14 protein-coding genes are annotated in these 14,612 nt (G+C 71.3%); 5 read left to right on the top strand and 9 right to left on the bottom strand.

All coding sequences use genetic code 11. The features are described 5' to 3' along the window. Positions 1-54 precede the first annotated feature (54 nt). The 9 genes from FHT37_RS03145 to FHT37_RS03105 form a co-directional block, all read right to left on the bottom strand. Complete coding sequence (locus tag FHT37_RS03145; RefSeq protein WP_183478797.1) at positions 55-864, bottom strand: ABC transporter ATP-binding protein; 810 nt, start codon at positions 862-864, stop codon at positions 55-57. Next, positions 861-1,757 (bottom strand): ABC transporter permease, encoded by an 897-nt coding sequence (locus tag FHT37_RS03140; protein ID WP_183478795.1) that lies wholly within the window; start codon positions 1,755-1,757, stop codon positions 861-863. Before FHT37_RS03140 ends, FHT37_RS03145 begins: the two co-directional genes overlap by 4 nt. 20 nt (positions 1,758-1,777) lie before the next feature. Continuing rightward, on the bottom strand, positions 1,778-2,806 hold the full coding sequence (locus FHT37_RS03135) for an aliphatic sulfonate ABC transporter substrate-binding protein (RefSeq protein WP_183478793.1): 1,029 nt from the start codon (positions 2,804-2,806) through the stop codon (positions 1,778-1,780). Then, positions 2,803-4,356 carry an LLM class flavin-dependent oxidoreductase gene (locus FHT37_RS03130; RefSeq protein WP_183478791.1) on the bottom strand — a complete coding sequence of 518 codons (1,554 nt, stop codon included), beginning with the start codon at positions 4,354-4,356 and terminating at the stop codon, positions 2,803-2,805. Before FHT37_RS03130 ends, FHT37_RS03135 begins: the two co-directional genes overlap by 4 nt. Next, positions 4,353-5,162, bottom strand: coding sequence for a MetQ/NlpA family ABC transporter substrate-binding protein (locus FHT37_RS03125; protein ID WP_183478788.1), 810 nt, complete (start codon positions 5,160-5,162; stop codon positions 4,353-4,355). The genes FHT37_RS03130 and FHT37_RS03125 overlap by 4 nt, the downstream gene beginning before the upstream one ends. A gap of 68 nt (positions 5,163-5,230) precedes the next feature. After that, positions 5,231-5,905 carry a methionine ABC transporter permease gene (locus FHT37_RS03120; RefSeq protein WP_183478786.1) on the bottom strand — a complete coding sequence of 225 codons (675 nt, stop codon included), beginning with the start codon at positions 5,903-5,905 and terminating at the stop codon, positions 5,231-5,233. Continuing rightward, complete coding sequence (locus FHT37_RS03115) at positions 5,898-6,743, bottom strand: methionine ABC transporter ATP-binding protein (protein WP_255489479.1); 846 nt, start codon at positions 6,741-6,743, stop codon at positions 5,898-5,900. Before FHT37_RS03115 ends, FHT37_RS03120 begins: the two co-directional genes overlap by 8 nt. Before the next feature lie 11 nt (positions 6,744-6,754). Further along, a complete protein-coding gene (locus tag FHT37_RS03110) occupies positions 6,755-8,005 on the bottom strand; it encodes an acyl-CoA dehydrogenase family protein (RefSeq protein WP_183478782.1) in 1,251 nt (416 codons plus the stop codon). A 96-nt stretch (positions 8,006-8,101) separates the two neighbouring features. Continuing rightward, on the bottom strand, positions 8,102-8,320 hold the full coding sequence (locus tag FHT37_RS03105; RefSeq protein WP_091723845.1) for a hypothetical protein: 219 nt from the start codon (positions 8,318-8,320) through the stop codon (positions 8,102-8,104). A 167-nt stretch (positions 8,321-8,487) separates the two neighbouring features. On the opposite strand from FHT37_RS03105, the gene FHT37_RS03100 reads away from it, so the two are divergent. The 5 genes from FHT37_RS03100 (at position 8,488) to FHT37_RS03080 (ending at position 14,592) form a co-directional block, all read left to right on the top strand. Continuing rightward, positions 8,488-9,174 (top strand): response regulator transcription factor, encoded by a 687-nt coding sequence (locus tag FHT37_RS03100; RefSeq protein WP_091723842.1) that lies wholly within the window; start codon positions 8,488-8,490, stop codon positions 9,172-9,174. Between the two features lie 56 nt (positions 9,175-9,230). Beyond that, a complete protein-coding gene (locus FHT37_RS03095; RefSeq protein ID WP_183478780.1) occupies positions 9,231-10,730 on the top strand; it encodes a sensor histidine kinase in 1,500 nt (499 codons plus the stop codon). A 251-nt stretch (positions 10,731-10,981) separates the two neighbouring features. Then, complete coding sequence (locus tag FHT37_RS03090) at positions 10,982-12,187, top strand: carbohydrate porin (protein WP_091723837.1); 1,206 nt, start codon at positions 10,982-10,984, stop codon at positions 12,185-12,187. 96 nt (positions 12,188-12,283) lie between these two features. Next, positions 12,284-13,537, top strand: coding sequence for an ABC transporter substrate-binding protein (locus FHT37_RS03085; protein ID WP_091723835.1), 1,254 nt, complete (start codon positions 12,284-12,286; stop codon positions 13,535-13,537). 176 nt (positions 13,538-13,713) lie between these two features. Then, positions 13,714-14,592 carry a carbohydrate ABC transporter permease gene (locus FHT37_RS03080; protein WP_147242198.1) on the top strand — a complete coding sequence of 293 codons (879 nt, stop codon included), beginning with the start codon at positions 13,714-13,716 and terminating at the stop codon, positions 14,590-14,592. The last annotated feature ends 20 nt before the right edge of the window (positions 14,593-14,612 follow it).

The raw sequence follows: 14,612 nt of genomic DNA, 5'->3' as shown, positions 1-14,612 counted from the left end.
AACGCACCGAAGCCCCTCGCCCGCTTGCGGGAGAGGGGTGGGGGTGAGGGCCGATCACCCCGGTGGTGCCAACGCCGACAACACCTGCCCCCGCAGCGCCCCCAGTTCGGCGCTCCCACGCCCCCGGGGGTGCGGCACCCCGACGGGGATCTCCCGCACGATGCGCCCCGGCGCCGCCCCGAGCACCAGCACCCGATCGGCGAGCAGCACCGCCTCCTCGATGTCATGCGTCACGAGCAGCAGGCTGGTGCCATGCGCCCGCGCCACCGCCCGCACCAGGTCCTGCAGCTTCATCCGCGTGAACGCATCCAGCGCCGAGAATGGCTCATCCAGCAGCAGCACGCGCGGCCGCGTGTAGAGCGCCCGCGCGATCGCCGCCCGCTGTGCCTGACCGCCGGACAGCTGACGCGGCAGCGCGTCCTCCAACCCGGCCAGGCCGACCTCCTCGAGCAGCCGCCTCACCCAGGCCTCGTCATGCCCTTGCCCGAGATCGAACCCGACGTTCTCCGCCACGGTCAGCCACGGGAACAGCCGTGGTTCCTGGAAGACGACCCCGATGTCCCGATCCGGCCCCTGCCGCGCCCGCCCGCCGAGCCGGACCTCGCCGCTGAAGTCGGGATCGAGCCCGGCCACGATCCGCAGCAGCGTGCTCTTGCCGCAGCCGCTCGCGCCGACCAGCGCGAGCACCTCCCCCGCCGCCAACGCGAAGCGGACGTCGGACAGCACCGGCGTTTCGCGCGACGAGGCCTGCGCCACGCCACCTTGGCCATTCCCGCGAACCGCGCCGACCGAGCCCACCGCGCTGGCAGCGCTGGCCGCACCGGCGAATCGCTTCGCCCTCACCTGCACCTCAAGCACGCTCATGCCGGGCCTCCAAAGCTGTCGCGCCAGTGCAGCGCGCGTTGTTCCACCGTGGCCATCAGGCTGTCCGTGAGCTTGCCCAGCAGGGCCAGCAGCACGATCGCCGCCAGCACCAGGTCGGCCCGCCCCGTCTCGCGACCATCGGTCAGCAGGTAGCCCAGGCCGCGGCTCGCCGCGATCAGCTCGGCCGCGACCATGAACATCCACGCCAGGCTGAGCCCGTTGCGCAGGCCGGTCAGCAGCGCCGGCAACGCCGCGGGCAGCAGCACGCGCCGCGCCAGCGCCGCGCGGCCGAACCCGCGCAGCCGGGCGACCTCGACCAGCTTGCGGTCCACGTCGCGAAAACCCGCGGACACGCCCATGTAGACGGGGAAGAACGCGCCGATCGCGATCAGCGCGAGCTTGGACGCTTCGTCGATGCCCAGCCAGAGCAGCAGCAGCGGCACCCAGGCCAGCGACGGGATCGCGCGCAGGGCCTGGAAGCTCGGCGTCAGCACCGCCGCCGCCGTGGTCGACAGGCCCACCAGCGCGCCCAGCAGCACCGCGAGGACCGCGCCCAGTGCGAAGCCGCCAGCCACGCGCAGGCTGCTGGCGACCACATGCGGGACGAGCTGGCCATCGCGCGCCATCTGCGCCAGCGCGGCGCCGACATCGCTCGGCGCGGGCAGCAGGTGCGGCGCGATCCAGCCGAGCCGCACCGCGGCCTCGGCCAGCACCAGCAGCGCCACGGGCGGAAAGGCGCCGAGCAGCCGGGCCGGCCACCGGCCGACGGCCGCATCCGTCCCGCCCGCCGCATTCGCAGCATTCGCCGCAACTGCCGCAGCCGCCGGCTGCTCCGGCAACACCGGTCCTAGCGAGGCCACCGCCCGCGCGATCAGGTCGGGATCGGCGCTCATCGCGGCCCCCTCGCGCCCGCTCACGCCTTCACCAGCCCGGTGGCGAAGCGCGTGTCGACCAGATCGGCGATCGTGCGATTCAGGTCCACGCCCGGCTTGACCAGCTGCTCCGCCGTCAGGATCGGCGCCGCCGCCTGCAGCGCCTTCAGATGCTCGTCCGACGGCTGGGGGCGCGAGAAATCGCTGCGCAGCTTCACCTGCAGCAGCGCCACCGGCAGGCTGACCTTGGCCTCCTCCGACAGGATCTTCGCGGCATCCGACGGATTCGCCAGCGTCCAGGCCCGCGCGCGTTCGTACGCGGCGATCACGCGGCGCACCGTCTGCGGGTGCCGGTTCAGAAAGTCCTCGCGCACGTTGAGGAAGCCATAGGTGTTGAAGCCGACGTTGCGGTACAGCAGCTTCGAGCCGGCATCGAGCTCGCTCGCCGCCATCAGCGGATCCAGTCCGGCCCAGGCGTCGACGCGCCCCTGCTCCAGCGCCGCGCGACCGTCGGCATGCTGGAGGGCGACATGCTCGATGTCGCCGCGCTTGAGGCCGACGGTGTGCAGCGCGCGCAGCAGGAACAGATAGGGATCGGTGCCTTTGGTCGCCGCGATACGGCGTCCCTTCAGGTCGGCGAGGGACCGGATGCCGGAGTCGCCGCGCACGACCAGCGCCGTCCATTCCGGCCGCGAAAAGATGTAGGGCGCGCGGATCGGATTGCCGTTCGCGCGCGCCAGCAGCGCGGCCAGGCCGGCGGTGGAGCCGATGTCCAGGCTGCCCGCGTTCAGGTACTCCAGCGCGCGGTTGCTGCCGGCGCTCAGCACCCAGCGCACCGCGGTGCCGTCCCTGGCCAGGTCTTCCTCCAGCCAGCCGAAGCGGCGCAGCACGAGGCTGGTGGGCGAGTAATACGCGTAGTCGACTCGCAACTCCTTCGGCGCCGCGGTGCCCTGCGCGCGCGCGCCGACGCTGGTAAGCCCGGCGAGGCCAGCGGCCAGGCCCGCGCCCAGCGCCAGGGCGTCGCGCCGTGTCGGCGGCAGCGCTTGCTTTGAATCGTTCCTTCGGCTCATGCGGCAGGCTCCGTCAAGGGAATGGTCAGGGAAGTGAGGGACAGATCGGTGGCGGCATCGCCGGTGGGGGCAGCGGCGTGGCGGGCGGCGTCGTGGCCCGCGGTCGAGCGCGCGTCCTGCGGCGTACCGATCCGGACCTGCCGCCCCGCGTGATTCGCCGGCAGCCGATCGCCACGATCGAAGAGCCGGGCTCGCAGCGTCGGCGCCGTCGCGTCGGCGTCGGCGCCCGGCCCGTGCTCGGGTGGGTAGCGCCCGCGCCGGCGCAGCTCCGGCACCACCAGTTCGACGACATCGCGGAAGGTCTCATGCGCCAGCGCATAGGCCAGGTTGAAGCCGTCGAGGCCGGTGGCCGCCTGCCAGTCGAGCAGTTGATCGGCGACCTGCGCCGGATCGCCGACGAACACCGGTCCCCGCCCGCCCAGCCCGATGAATGCGGCGGCCTCGCCGACGGTCCAGCGCCGCGTTGGATCCGCGCTGCTGAACGAGGCCAGCGCCGTGCGGCCCGCCTGCGTGTCGAGGTAGTCGATGGTCGCGTCCAGTGGATAGCGGCTGAAGTCCACCCCGGTCCAGCCCGACAGCAGCGCCAGCGCGGCCTCGAGGTCGACATGGCGCTCCAGGTCCTCGAGCTTCGCCTGCGCCGCTTCGGCCGTCGGCGCGGTGATGATCAGCGCCTGTCCGTAGATCAGCACGTCGCCCGGCGCACGGCCGGCGGCCACGACGGCCTCGCGCAGGCCGTCCACGTAACCCTTCACCACCGCCTTGCTGGGGCCGCTGACGAAGATGCACTCCGCATGCCGGCCGGCGAAGGCGCGGCCGCGGCTCGAGGTGCCGGCCTGGAACAGCACCGGCGTGCGCTGCGGCGACGGCTCGCACAGATGCACGCCGGGCACGCGGTAGTGCGGGCCGCGGTGGTGGATCGCGCGCACCTTGGACGGATCGGTGTACACGCGCCCGGACTTGTCGCGCCGCACCGCGTCGTCCGCCCAGCTCAGTTCCCAGAGCTTGTAGACGACGTCGAGGTACTCGTCGGCCAGGTCGTAGCGCTCGTCATGCGCGCGCTGGCCGTCCTGCCCGAGGTTGCGCGCCGCGCTGTCGAGATAGCCGGTGACGATGTTCCAGCCGATGCGACCCCGGGTCAGGTGGTCCAGCGTGGACATGCGCCGCGCGAAGCTGTACGGCGGCTCGTAGGTGAGCGCGACCGTGACGCCGAAACCGAGCCGCCGCGTCACCGAGGCCATCAGCGGCACCAGCGCCAGCGGATCGTTCAGCGGCACCTGCACCGCATGGCGCAGCGCCGCGTCCGGCGTGCCGCCATGGACGTCGTAGACGCCCAGCACATCGGCCAGGAAGACGCTGTCGAAGCCGCCGCGCTCGAGCAGGCGCGCCAGCTCGAGCCAGTAGTCCGGATCGGTGTAGCGATGGGACTCGTCGCGCGGATGCGTCCACAGGCCCGGGGACTGGTGCCCGACCGTGTTCATCGCAAAGGCGTTGAAGCGCACCGGCTTGGGCGCGCCAGGGTCCGGCGCGGCGCCCTTCGCGTGCGCGCTCATTGCAGGAACGCGGGCCGCGCGTAACCCGGGAACTTCTGCAACAGCACCGTCTTGAACTCCGGCGCGCGGAATGCGTCGTTCAGCGCCTTCGCCCAGGGCTGGCCCTTGTCCTTGCCCTTCACCGCGACGACCAGCATGTAGTGGTCGGGCGTCTTCTCCAGCAGCAGCGCGTCGCTCAGCTTGAGCCCGCTGGAGATCGCGAAGTTGCCGTTGACGATCGCGTACTCCGCGTCATCCAGCGTGCGCGGGATCTGCGCGGCCTCGATGGGCTGCAGCTTCAGCTGCAGCGGGTTGGAGGCGATGTCCTTCTCGGTCACCCGGATCGGATCGGCGCCCGGCTTCAGCGTCAGCAGCTTCTGCTCGGCCAGCAGCGCCAGGCCGTGCGCCAGGTTGGCCGGGTCGTTGGCCAGCGTGATGCGGTCGCCCGGTTTCACCTCGGCCAGGCTCTTGCGCTTCTTCGAATAGATCCCGAACGGCGCCATCGGCCCCTGCACCACGTCCACGATGTCCAGCCCGCGGTCTTCGCGGAAGCGGTTGAGGTAGGTGATGTGCTGGAAGAAGTTGGCGTCCAGCGCGCCCTGGGCCAGCGCGATGTTGGGCTGCACGTAGTCGTTGAACTCGACCAGCTTGACGGTGTAGCCGCGCTTCTCCAGCAGCGGCTTGATGCCCTGGCGCAGCACCTCGATGTTGGAGCCGGCGGTGGCGCCGATCGTCAGTTCCTTCTTGTCCTGGGCGTGGACGAGGGGCGTGGACAGCGCGGAGGCGCTCAGCGCGAGGGCCAGCAGCGTGCGGCGGGCAACGGTCATCGGGATTCCTTGCAAGTGGACGTGAAGGGAATGGGGATGGGGACGTCCGCGCCGTGGCGCGGGCTCGCTCAGCGCTTGTCGAGCCGCCGCGCGACGCGGTGGCCAGTGAACTGGATCAGCTGCACGAGCGCGACGAGGATGGCCACGGTCAGCACCATGACGTCGGTCTGGAAGCGGTAGTAGCCGTAGCGGATCGCGAGGTCGCCGATGCCGCCGCCGCCGACCACGCCGGCCACCGCCGAGTAGGAGAGGAAGCTGATCGCCAGCACCGTCAGCGCGCCCACCAGGCCGGCGCGGGCCTCGCGCACCAGCACGCGCAGCACGATCTGGCGCTCCGAGGCGCCCATCGCCTGCGCCGCCTCGATGACGCCGCGCGGCACCTCGCGCAGGCACTGCTCGACCAGGCGCGCGAAGTACGGGATCGCGGCGAAGGACAGCGGCACCGCCGCCGCCAGCGGTCCGATCGAGGTGCCGGCGATGACGCGCGTGATCGGCACCAGCGCGACCAGCAGGATGATGAACGGGAAGCTGCGCACGGTATTCACCAGCGCGTTGACGATCCGGTGCACGAGCGCCGCGCCGCGATGGCCGGACAGCGACTGGCCCGGGCTCAGCAGGAAGAGCAGCACGCCCAGCGGCCCGCCGAGCAGCACCGCCGCGCTCAGGCCGATCGCCAGCATCAGCGCGGTCTGGCCGAGCGCGATCCCGATCTCGGGCAGCAGGCCGACGAGGTTCTCAAGCATGGCGGACCTCCCGGCGTCCGAGGGCGGCGATCACCGCGGAGGTCTCGAGCGCCGACTGGTCCAGCGCGGCCAGCCTGGCCTCGCGCCACTGCAGCCGCACGAGCTCAAGCCCGAGCGGCGAGGTCGCGTGGCGCGACGCCTCGGCCACGTCGAACTGCTCGACCAGGCGACCGTCCGCGATCACCGCGGCGCGCTGGCACAGCGCCTGCACCACCTCCAGCTCGTGGGTGACGATCACGATCGTCACGCCCAGCCGCGTGTTGATGTCGCGCAGCGTGGCGAGCAGCTCGCCGGTGGTCGCCGCGTCGAGCGCGGACGTCGGCTCGTCGCACAGCAGCACGTCGGGTCGAGGCGCCAGCGCCCGCGCGATCGCGACCCGCTGTTTCTGTCCGCCGCTCAGCTGCGCCGGGTAGTGGTCGGCCTTGTCGGCCAGTCCCACCAGCGCGAGGCTCTCGGCCACGCGCGCATCGATCTCGCGGCGCGAGTGCCCCGCGTGAAGCCGCAGCGGGAAGGCGACGTTCTCCGCCGCGGTCGCGTTCTGCAGCAGGTTGAAGTGCTGGAAGATCATCCCCAGCCGCTGGCGCTCGCGCCGCAGCTCCGCCGGCTTCAGGGCCGTCAGCTCGCGGCTGCCCAGATGCACCCGCCCCGTGTCGGGACGCTCCAGCAGGTTGATCAGGCGCAGCAGCGTCGACTTGCCGGCGCCGCTGCGGCCGATCAGGCCGAGGACCTCGCCAGCGTGCACCGACAGGCTGGCCTCGCGCACGGCCTCGAAGCGCCGGCCGTCCGGCAACGCGAAGGACTTGGACACGCCGTCGAGGCGGATCAGCGGCTCGCTCATGGGCATCTCGATCAGGAGTAGGCCGTCGGATCGGGGATCCGGCCGTCGAGGAAGAAGCGGCCAAGGTCGCGCAGCTTGTAGTCGACCGGGTCGTGCAGCGTGTGCACCCGCGCGTTGCGCCAGAAGCGGTCGAGGCCGAACTCGGCGGCGGTGCTGCGCGCGCCGGTCAACTCGAACAGCTGGCTGCCCACCTCGACGCCGGCGCGATGCGCCAGCACCTTGGCCTCCGCGACGGCGAGCGCGACCTCGCCCCGCTCCTGCGCCGTCAGCGCCTCGCCGCGCTCCAGCGCGCGGCGCAGCAGGTCGACCGCATCGGCCGCGACGGCCTGCGCCGCGCGGACCTTCAACCACAGGTCGCCGTAGCGGTGCTGCACCAGCGGATCGTCGACCGCGCGGGCCACGCCGGAGGCGGACCACGGTCGGGCGCGCGTCGCGGTGTAGCGGCGCGCCTCGTCGAAGGCGCCTTCCGCCAGACCCAGGTAGAGCTGCGCCATGATCAGCTGCGCGATCTGGGAGCGCAGCGTGGCGCGCGGCGTCGGGCCCTGGCCGGGGACCTGCAGCAGTTCCTCGTCGTCCAGGCGCACCGCGTCGAAGCGCACCGTGCCGCTGTCGGTCTGGCGCTGGCCGAAGGCATCCCAGTCCTGCTCGACCCGCACGCCCTCGCGCCGCGTCGGCACGATGCCGATCAGGAAGCCGCCGTCGGCGGTGGTCGCCGACACGGTCAGGCGATCGGAGCCGAGCGCGCCGGAGCAGAAGCCCTTCGCGCCCTGGAGGCGCCAGCCGCCGCCCTCGCGCACGGCGGTCAGCCGCGTGTCGGCCGGGTTCAGCGCGTTGCCCCAGAACAGGCGCTGCTCGGCGGTCTCGCGCAGGTGGCGCGCGCCGTGGGCCGTCGCGGCCGGCCCGCCGTACAGCGACACGCCATAGAGCTGGAGGTGGTGGAAGGCCAGCACATGGGCGAGCGCGCTGTCGACGCGGGCCAGCCGCCGCACGACCTCGTAGAACTCGGGAAGGCCGCCGCCCAGGCCGCCGTGCGCCTCGGGGATGGTCAGCGCGAGCAGGCCGCTGGCGCGGATCAGCTCGCGCTGCTCGGCGGCGTGGCCGCCTTCGCGGTCGCGTCGCACCGCCGTGGCGGCGAGCTGCTGCACCACTTGATCCAGGCCCGGACCCAGCACCTGGGCGAGCGAGGCCGCGGCGGGGACGGTCGTGGCGGTGGCGGCGGTCGGAGGAAGGCCGTCGGGACGACGGAGCACGGGAGCGGTCATCGGGGGCACTCGGGGCGCGGCTAGCGCGATGGCGCCGAGTGTTCCCGTCCAGCCGTGCGGACCGAAGCGAGAAATTCGTCTGTGCTTATGCGGCCCTCAGGCCGCGCCGCTCAACCAGGTGCAGGCCGTCTTCGCCGCCTCCGCGTTGCTCTGGATGCCGACCTCCTGCGCCATCGCCCGCATGGCCTGGGCGCAGCGCTCGATGTGGCGGCGGTCGGGATGCCAGGGCCCCGCCGCGCTCCCGCTGCTCTGCAGGTTCGCGTTCTTCGTGTAGACGACGCGCCAGAGCGTCTGCTTGAGGTCGCTGGCATTCATGGCGCGCAGTATTCCGACACCGTCCCCCCTCGCGGCAGAGGCCATCGCCGCCAGCGCCTGTCGGCAATCGCCCGACAATCGCCCGACAACGGGGCGCGGCGTGCGGAAGTGGCGCCCCGGGCTTGCCCCAGGGCAGTGCGTCCGCGCAGGCTGTTAATCTGCCATTCATGAACCTGCTGCTCGCCGAAGACGATGCGATCCTGGCCGACGCCCTGTGCGAACAGATGCGCGCCAGCGGCTTCACCGTGGAGCACGCGCCCAATGGCGCCGTCGCCCAATACCTGCTGGCCAAGCAGCAGTTCGACGTGGTGGTGCTGGACCTGGGCCTGCCGATGGTCAGCGGCATCGACGTGCTGCGCCAGCTGCGCCAGACCGACGCGTCGCTGCCGGTGCTGATCCTGACGGCGCTGGACAGCCTGGAGGACCGGGTCGCCGGCCTCAACGCCGGCGCCGACGACTACCTGACCAAGCCCTTCGACTTCCCCGAGCTGGAAGCCCGGCTGCGCGCGCTGCTGCGCCGCAGCCGCGCGCTCAAGGCCAGCACCGAGCTGGGCCAGCTCAGCATGCAGCGCGAGACCCGCAGCGCCCAGGTGCGCGGCGAGATGCTGGAGTTGAGCCCGCGCGAGTTCGACCTGCTGGACCTGCTGCTGACCCACCAGGGCCGCGTGATCACGAAGGAGCAGATCAACCAGGCCTGGTCGGGCGACCGCGCCGCGCCCAGCGCGAGCGACGGCGCGGCGACCAACGCGGTGGAGGTCTACATCCATCGCCTGCGCCGCAAGCTCGAGGGCGCGCAGGTGGCGATCCGCACCGTGCGCGGGCTCGGCTACCTGCTGGAGCTGGAGCGGGCCTGAGGTCCCGCCCCGCCCTGCCCCGTGCCTCGCCCGCGCTCCCCCACGGCCCGCGCGCCATGAGCCCCTCGCGGTTCTCGCTCAAGCGCCAGCTGCTGCTGTGGCTGCTGCTGCCGCAGGTGGTGCTGTGGCTGGCCGGTGCAGTCTTCAGCTACCGGCTCGCCGGCCGCTACGCCAACGAGGCCGTCGACGCGACGCTGCTGCAGGCCACGCGCTCGCTCGCGCGCCAGGTCAAGCCGATGGGCAACGGGCTGCTGATCGACTTCCCGCGCGCCGCGCAGGACGTGCTCGAGGCCGACCCGAGCGACAAGCTGCTCTACACCGTCAGCTCGCCGCCGGGCCAGTTCATCCTGGGCAACCGCAACCTGCCCAGTCCGCCGGCGATGCCGGCCAGCCCGCCGCTGGGCCAGGCCCAGTTCTACGACGGCGAGATCGAATCCGACGGCGCCCGCGCCGTCTCGCCGGTGCGGGTGGCCGCGCTGTACCTGCAGTTCGGCGAAAACCCCCGCGCCCAGCAGACCATGCTGGTGCAGGTGGCGCGCTCCAGCGCCAACCGCGAGCTGCTCGCGCGCCGGCTGCTGATCGACACGATGCTGCCGCTGTCGGTCCTGATCGTGCTGATGAGCATGATCGTGTGGGCCGGCGTCGGAGCGGGCCTGGCGCCGATCGCGCGGCTGCGCCGGCTGGTCGAGGGCCGCAAGCCCAACGACCTGCGGCCCATCGAGCTCGATGCCGCGCCGCAGGAGCTGCGCTCGCTCGCGCAGGCCATCAACGATCTGCTCGAGGCCGTCAGCCACAACGTCGAGGCCCAGCGCCGCTTCATCAGCGACGCCGCCCATCAGCTGCGCACGCCGCTGGCGGGCCTCAAGAGCCAGAGCGAACTCGCGCTCGCCGAGGCGCCGCCCGGTCCGCTGACGATGCGGCTGGCGCGCGTGCATGAAGGCGCCTCCCGCAGCGCGCATCTCGTGAACCAGCTGCTCGCGCTCGCGCGCACCGAGCCGGAGTCGCTGCAGCGCCAGACGCCGGTGCGCTTCGACCTGGGCCGCCTGGCCCGCGAGGTCACCGCCGAGCTGGTGCCGCGCGCGCTGCAGCAGAACGTGGACCTGGGCTACGACGGGCCGGACAGCGATCCGGAGTGCACCTCTCCATCGCAGCTCGACGATCGGCATGGCGCGGGGCCGGAGACCGACGACGCCGACGGCGCGCCCGGGCGGCCGGTGGCGGTCGTCGGCATCCCGCTGCTGCTGCGCGAGGCGCTGGTCAACCTGATCGACAACGCGCTGCGCTACGCCGGCCGCGGCGCGCGGGTGACGGTGCAGGTGCACGAGGCGGGCGATCACGCGGAACTCGTCGTCACCGACAACGGCCCGGGCGTCCCCGAGGCCCTGCGTGAGCAGGTCTTCGAGCGCTTCTTCCGCGCCACCCACGAGGGCAATGGCTGCGGCCTGGGCCTGGCGATCGTCAAGGAGATCGTCGAGCGCCACGGCGGCCGCATCGGGCTGTCCACCGCGCGGCCGCGCGGACTGCGCGTCTCGATCCAGCTGCCCCTCGCGGCCTGAGGGCCACGGCAGCCGCAGTGGCCGTTCGGCCGCTCCGCCGCACCGCCATCCGCCCCCACGCACCAGCCCGGCACCGCCGAGCGCTCTGCGCCCGCCTACACGGATTTCACGCACCACGGCGCTAGTGGTAAGCACCAATATAGTTTCATTAATGGAAAATTAAAGTTCAGCCCGCATGCAAGAAAGATAAACGTCCGATTAACGGAGCACGCCCGGAGCGCCGTTCCTCGGACCCACACCGGAGACTGAACATGACCTGCACCCCGCGCGCCGCGCGCATCCCTGGCGTTCGCGCCACGCTCTCCACCGCCGCCGGCCTGCTGCTGGCCGCGGGCTCCGCCCACGCCCTGGACTACACCGGCTACCTGCGCGCCGGCCCGGGCGGCACCACCGACGGCGGCGCCAGCCGCGCCTGCTACGCCCTCAATGGCGGCACCAGCGGCATGAAGTACCGCCTGGGCAACGAGTGCGACATCTACGGCGAGTTCCAACTCGCGCAAGGCTTCAAGAAGGACGGCATCGACTACAAGGTCGTGCTGATGACCGACTACTGGAACCCGCATTCCGACGCCGACGACGCCAAGCACCTGCGCCTGGCGCAGATGTATGTCGAGGCCAAGGGCTTCGACTTCCTGCCCGAGGCCACCGTCTGGGCCGGCAAGGAACGCGGCCGCCGCGGCGACGTCCACATCGTCGACACCTACTTCACCGAGATGGCCGGCATCGGCGCCGGCATGAAAGGCATCCCGGTCGGCCCGGGCAAGCTCGGCGTCGCCTACTACACCAACGACAAGGACACCAACCAGCGCCCCGGCCATCGCGGCAACGTCGAGTACGTCGACATCCCGACCAACACCGATGGCACGCTGGCCTTCTTCGGCACGGCCACCAAGTCGCAGTTCGCCGGCGGCACCAACGGCTGGGGCCTGGCCGCCAAGCATGTGCAGAGCAAGCTGTTCGGCACCTCGCTGAACAACGTGCTGTGGGTGCAGTACGCGCAGGGCTCGACCGGGCTGAACTCCAACTTCGGCAACCAGACCGACACCTCCGCCGCGAAGAAGTTCCGCGTCGTCGAGTCGGTCAACTTCCAGCAAGGCGCCTGGGGCGGCATGGGCATGCTGCTGTGGGCCAACGAGAAGGACAACGCCGGCAAGGCGACGGTGTCCACCTCCATCGGCGGTCGCGTGTCTTACGGGGTGACCCGCAACTTCAAGCTGCTCACCGAAGCTGGCGTGTCGCAGTACAAGCCCGACGGCGGCCAGCGCGCGCGCCTGACCAAGGTGACCTTCGCGCCGACGCTGTCCACCGGCCCGGCGCTGATGGATCGCCCCGAGTTCCGCCTCTATGTCACCCACGCCAAGTGGAACAAGGCCGCCGGCAACGTGACCGGCGTGGCCGGCTACGACGGCGAGACCTCCGGCACCAGCTTCGGCGCGCAGGTCGAAGTCTGGTTCTGACGCCCCACCGATGACGCGCCCGGGGGCGGCAGCCCGCTCCCGCGGCCTCGCATGACAACATTCGCTCCAACTTCCCGACGACACGGAGACAACGGAATGACCCAGCTCAAGCAACTTTCCCAGGCCGCGGCGCTGTGCGCGCTGATGGCCGCCGGCGCGGCGCAGGCCGGCGAGGTCGAGGTCCTGCACTGGTGGACCAGCGGCGGCGAGGCCAAGGCCGCCACCGCGCTCAAGGCCACGCTGCAGAAGCAGGGCCACACCTGGAAGGACTTCGCGGTGGCCGGCGGCGGCGGCGACTCGGCCATGACGGTGCTGAAGTCGCGCGTGGTGTCCGGCAACGCGCCGGCGGCCGCGCAGATCAAGGGCCCGTCGCTGCAGGAATGGGCGGCCGAAGGCGTGCTGACCAACGTCGACGCCGTCGCCGCGGCCGGCAAGTGGGACGAGGTGATCCCGCCGGTGGTGGCCAACATCATGAAGTACAAGGGCCACTACATCGCCGCGCCGGTCAACGTGCACCGCGTGAACTGGCTGTGGGCCAACCCCGAGGCGCTGAAGAAGGCCGGCGCCAAGCTGCCCACCACCTGGGACGAGTTCTTCGTCACCGCCGAGGCGCTGAAGAAGGCCGGCATCATCCCGGTGGCGCATGGCGGCCAGAACTGGCAGGACTTCACCGTCTTCGAATCGGTGGCGCTGGGCGTCGGCGGCGTGGACTTCTACAAGAAGGCGCTGGTGCAGCTCGATCCGGCCACGCTGACCGGCCCGCAGATGGAGAAGGTGCTCACCACCTTCAAGCGCATCAAGGACTACACCGACAAGAACGCCCCCGGGCGTGACTGGAACCTGGCCACCGCCATGGTGATCAAGGGCGAGGCCGGCATGCAGCTGATGGGCGACTGGGCCAAGGGCGAGTTCATCGCCGCGGGCAAGGCGCCGGGCAAGGACTTCACCTGCACCGCCGCCCCCGGCACGCAGAAGGCCTTCACCTTCAACATCGACTCCTTCGCGCTGTTCAAGCTGAAGAACGCCGCCAACGAGAAGGCCCAGCAGGACCTGGCCACCGCGATCATGTCGCCGGAGTTCCAGGAGCTGTTCAACCTGAACAAGGGCTCCATCCCGGTGCGCACCGGCATGAAGATGGACAAGTTCGACGACTGCGCCAAGCAGTCGGCCACCGACTTCGCCGCCGATGCCAAGTCCGGCACCCTGGTGCCGTCGATCGCGCACGGCATGGCGGTCCCCGCGGCCGCCGAGGGCGCGATGAAGGACGTCGTCAGCCAATTCTGGAACAGCGACAAGATGACGGCCAAGGACGCGCAGGCGCGCCTGGCCGCGGCGGCGAAGACCAAGTAAGCCGGGGGGCCGCGAAGACCCTCTCCCCTGCCCTCTCCCGCAAGCGGGAGAGGGAGTCTTCCGGCTCCGCTCGTCGGGCCTTGGGCCTTGGGCCTTGGGCCCAGGTCCTTGATCTTTGGCCGTTTGCCTTCCATCCTTCCCACGCGCCACGCCGGCGCCCTGCAGGTCCGCACCGCATGTCCGCCTCCCGAGCCCCACGCAGTCCCTGGCTTCCCAAGCTGGTGGTCGCGCCGACCTTCCTGATCTCCTTCCTCTTCATCTATGGCCTGATGGCGTGGAACGGCTACCTGTCGTTGTCCGCGTCGCGGCTGCTGCCGAACTACGAGTTCGTCGGCCTGGACCAGTACCGCGCGCTGTTCGACAACGAGCGCTGGTGGCTCGCGCTGACCAACCTGGGCCTCTTCGGCGCGCTGTTCATCGGCGGCGCGATGGCCGTGGGCCTGCTGCTGGCCATCCTGCTGGACCAGAAGATCCGCGGCGAAGGCGTGCTGCGCACGGTCTATCTGTACCCGATGGCGCTGTCCTTCATCGTGACCGGCACCGCGTGGAAGTGGATCCTCAACCCGGGCCTGGGCATCGAGCACCTGATGCAGCAGTGGGGCTTCGAGTCCTTCACCTTCGGCTGGCTGGTCGACCCGGACATGGCCATCTACTGCGTGGTCATCGCGGGCGTGTGGCAGTCGGCGGGCTTCGTGATGGCGCTGTTCCTGGCGGGGCTGCGCGGCATCGACGACTCGATCATCAAGGCCGCGCAGGTCGACGGCGCATCGCTGCCGCGGATCTACTGGCGCATCATCATCCCGACGCTGCGTCCGGTGTTCTTCTCGACGCTGATGGTCGTGGCGCACATCGCGATCAAGAGCTTCGACCTGGTGATGGCGCTGACCGCGGGCGGCCCCGGCTACGCCACCGACCTGCCGGCGACCTTCATGTACACGATGGCCTTCTCGCGCGGCCAGATCGGCCTGGGCGCGGCCAGCGCCACGGTGATGCTGGCCACGATCGCGGCCATCGTCGTTCCCTACCTCTATTCCGAGCTCCGCTCGAAGCAGTGATCCCGCACGGGACGAGCGAC

Origin of the sequence: Mitsuaria sp. BK037, from assembly GCF_014193045.1 — a bacterium.
In the GTDB taxonomy this organism is placed as follows: Bacteria; Pseudomonadota; Gammaproteobacteria; order Burkholderiales; family Burkholderiaceae_C; genus Roseateles.
The sequence above is the reverse complement of the archived record's forward strand: the minus strand, read 5'-3'. Positions and strand labels throughout refer to the sequence as shown.